The organism is Pseudomonas sp. (assembly GCF_035277045.1).
Lineage (GTDB): Bacteria > Pseudomonadota > Gammaproteobacteria > Pseudomonadales > Pseudomonadaceae > Aquipseudomonas.
In genome coordinates, this window is sequence record NZ_DATELE010000307.1 from 1 (window position 1) to 3,523 (window position 3,523).

At 61.5% G+C, this 3,523-nt stretch carries 3 protein-coding genes; 1 reads left to right on the forward strand and 2 read right to left on the reverse strand.

Annotated features, from left to right (window positions below):
- Positions 1-137: 137 nt before the first annotated feature.
- On the forward strand, positions 138-2,333 hold the full coding sequence (locus tag VJS90_RS20715) for a TonB-dependent siderophore receptor (protein ID WP_324123499.1): 2,196 nt from the start codon (positions 138-140) through the stop codon (positions 2,331-2,333).
- Between the two features lie 290 nt (positions 2,334-2,623).
- Here the strand turns inward: VJS90_RS20715 and VJS90_RS20720 are convergent, their stop codons facing one another.
- Both VJS90_RS20720 and VJS90_RS20725 read right to left on the reverse strand, forming a co-directional pair.
- Positions 2,624-2,866, reverse strand: coding sequence for a DUF2798 domain-containing protein (locus tag VJS90_RS20720; RefSeq protein ID WP_324123500.1), 243 nt, complete (start codon positions 2,864-2,866; stop codon positions 2,624-2,626).
- Between the two features lie 366 nt (positions 2,867-3,232).
- A partial coding sequence (locus VJS90_RS20725) for an ImmA/IrrE family metallo-endopeptidase (protein WP_324123501.1) occupies positions 3,233-3,523 on the reverse strand: 291 nt, incomplete at its 5' end.

Consider the following 3,523-nt stretch of genomic DNA (forward strand, 5'->3'; position numbering starts at 1 on the left):
GATGATCTTCCAAGTCTGTCTGGCTGAGCACAATTCACCCTTGGAAGTGGCACCTTGCCCCACCCCCGTTGATGTTTGCATCTGGGAACCATTACTATTCGCACCCTCGCTTTCCCCCTTTCCCAGGACTTCCCCCAATGGCATCCCGCTTCCCATCAAGGCCCGCGCTGCTGGCGCTCTGCTGTTCCGTCAGTCTGATGGCGCACGCTGCCGAACCGATCCAGCTCGACGCAACCGATGTCGACGCCGATTCCGTCAAGCCAAGTTCCAGCGCGCTTCCCGAAGAATTCGCAGGAGGCCAGGTCGCCCGTGGCGGGCAGATGGGGGTGCTGGGAAACCAGGACAACATGGACGTGCCGTTCACCATGACCAGCTACACGTCAAAGGTGATCGAGGACCAGCAAGCCGAGGACATCGGCGACGTGCTGGCCAACGACCCATCGGTGCGAGAGTCGTTCGGCTTCGGCAACCAGGCCAAGGTGTTCGTGATCCGTGGTCTTCCGCTGGCCGGGGACGACATTTCGTTCAATGGCCTCTACGGGATCCTGCCGCGCCAGATCATGTCCACTGACGGCGTGGAACGCGTCGAGGTGTTCAAGGGTCCCAATGCCTTCCTCAACGGCGTGAGCCCGACCGGGACCGGCCTGGGCGGCAACGTCAACCTGCAGCCCAAGCGGGCCGACGACCTGCCAACCCGCCGCTACACCCAGGACATCAGCTCCGACGGGCGCATCGGAGAACACCTGGACCTCGGCCAGCGCTTCGGGGAAGACAACCGCTTCGGCGCAAGGCTGAACCTCAGCCAGCGCGAAGGCGAGACCGCGATCCACGATCAGGATCAGCGCACCAAGCTGTTCATCGCAGGCCTCGACTACCGTGGTGACAACTTCCGGGTTTCCACCGACCTGGGTTATCAGAAGCAGCGGATCAACCACCTGCGCAACTCCGTGCGCCTCGGCGCCGGCGCCACCAAGGTTCCGACCGCGCCAAGCGCCAGCCACAACTACGGCCAGGACTGGAGCTACAGCGAGTCGGAAGACACCTTCGGCATGGTGCGTGGCGAATGGGACCTGAATGAAAGCTGGACCGCCTACCTCGCAGGTGGCGCCCGCCATACCCGCGAGCAAGGCACCTACGGCACTCCCGTGCTGCTCGGCAACAGCGGCCGGGCCACCATCACCGGCTCGGACATCGTGCACGGCGAGGACAACACCAGCTTCAGCGCCGGGCTCAACGGCCGCGTGCAGACGGGGCCGTTCAGCCACCAGATCGCCCTGGGCGCCACCACGATGTGGGCGCAGCAGGAAAACGCCTACACCTTCTATACCTCGACTCCCGGCAATACCAACATCTACGACCATGTGAAGCTGCCCAAGCCATCGGCCATCGGCAGCACGGGTGGCGAGATGGGTGACCCGGGCGTGACCGGCAAGACCCGAAACCGCAGCATCGCCCTCTCCGACACGGTCGGTCTGTTCGACGACCGCCTGTTGCTGACCTATGGCATTCGCCGGCAGCAGTTGCGCGTCGAGAACTACTTCTATGACGGCACTTTCTCCGCCACGCGCCCCGCTCCATCCAAGGACGGCAGCCGAAACGGCGCGCCTTATGACAAGTCGATCACCACGCCCGTCTACGGCATCGTCTTCAAGCCGAGCGACAGCGTCTCGCTGTACGCCAACCGGATCGAAGGGCTTGCCCAAGGCCCCGTGGCCTCGGGCGATGTGGACAACCTCGGCCAGGCCTTCCCGCCTGGGCGCACCAAGCAGCTTGAGGCAGGTATCAAGCTCGACGTGCAGAGCTTCGGCGCGAACCTGGCGGTGTTCCGTATCGAGAAGCCGGCGGACGGCTACATCGTGGGGCGCCAGTACGTGCGTGATGGCGAGCAGGTCAACAAAGGGGTCGAGCTGAGCGTGTTCGGTGAGCCCATCGAAGGCCTGCGCCTGATGGCAGGCGGCACGCGCATGACCTCCGAGCTGAAGAAAACCTCCGGCGGTACCGCCGATGGCAACCACGCCATTGGCGTACCGACCTTCCAGCTCAACGCCAGCGTTGACTGGGATGTGCCGGGCGTACCTGGGCTGGCGCTGAATGCGCGGATGTTGCGCACTGGTGGCCAGTTTGTCGATCAGGCGAACAACGTCAGTTTGCCTACGTGGAACCGGTTCGATGCTGGGGCGCGGTACAAATTCAAGGTGTCGGAGAAAGACCTGACGCTGCGAGTGAATGTGGAAAACATCACGGACAAGAATTACTGGGCGTCGGCTAACGGCGGGTACCTGACGCAGGGTGATCCGCGGTTGGTGAAGTTCTCGGGGACGATTGATTTCTGATAGAGCCCAGCCCCTCTACACCCTGTGCGAGCACCTGTCTTCTACCCAGGCACACCAAGCCCCCGGGCCGGGGACTGTGATTACCTTGGGGGAAAGCCAGTTCTCCCACAATGCCCTGGCTATGCCGGGCCGGGCATCGATAACCGAGCTGGCTTCGCCAGCTCTTGTGGGAGCAGGCCCGTGCCGGGACGCCGGACCGCGCGATCGAGGGCGTAGCCCTCGCCGGGGCACATCACTAACGCGTTGTGCGATCCCGGCAGGGAACAAAGACAGTTGCTTGTGCTATCAGATCACTCCGCCCCAGCCGCTACACGCCCGCCCACCAACCGCCCCGCCATCATGAACGCCACCGGCGACACCACCAGCGAAAACCCGAACGCCACAGGCCAGGCGATCACAAACGAGTCCACCCACCCCTCCACCATGGCCGTCCTCCAGCCAAGATGAAGAAACGAAAAGAACCCCGTCATCAGAAAAGCCATCATCGCAGAGATGAAAACCTGGGCAGTGATCACAACCTTCTTGCTATGCATGCAAATGTTCCTTGTAGAACGGGGCGAGCATGGACAGCAAAAACAGCTACCCACGGCACCACCCCCAAACGTGTATTAGGGAGATGCCGTGGGTTCTGAAGACAGACTAATTCTCGTGGAGCACGAGGGCCGGAATAACCGTACCGGCCAATCATTTTTCGACGCGCGAATGCTAGGTGCCGCTTAGCACCGGGTCAAGCGGCATTACCAATCTGTGCCCGGGCAACCCCGCCGCCGACCCTGAACAGGTACAGCGCAATACAACGAAAGTGCGCTCAGAAAGGCTCAGGAAAACACCAACGTGATAGCCGGCGACGTCGAGGAATCCGTGGAGTGGGCGTTGAAGCTGAGCTCAGGTTTGATCGCCTAGGCCTGGACAACTGGAAAACCCGGCCTCAAACGAGCCCAGGCTTCCAATGCAGTGACTTGAGAAGAATCAAGCACAGTCGCAACATTAGAGTTTAGAATTTGATGACAGACCATTGCTCGACTAACAACAAATTTCCGCTCTAGTCGCAGTGCGATCGATTCGATCTCAGCACTTGAGTTGCGAACCGCCTCTTCAGCAGAGGCTTGCGGCAGTAGCAACTCCGCCGCAAAAGCATTGGCTCTTTTTTCCGCAAATTGAGGCCCCAGCCCTCCCATAACATCCGCCAC

Coding starts and splice junctions, on each gene's coding strand:
- VJS90_RS20715 (WP_324123499.1), top strand. CDS start 138: ATGGCATCCCGCTTCCCATCAAGGCCCGCGCTGCTGGCGCTCTGCTGT.
- VJS90_RS20720 (WP_324123500.1), bottom strand. CDS start 2,866: ATGCATAGCAAGAAGGTTGTGATCACTGCCCAGGTTTTCATCTCTGCG.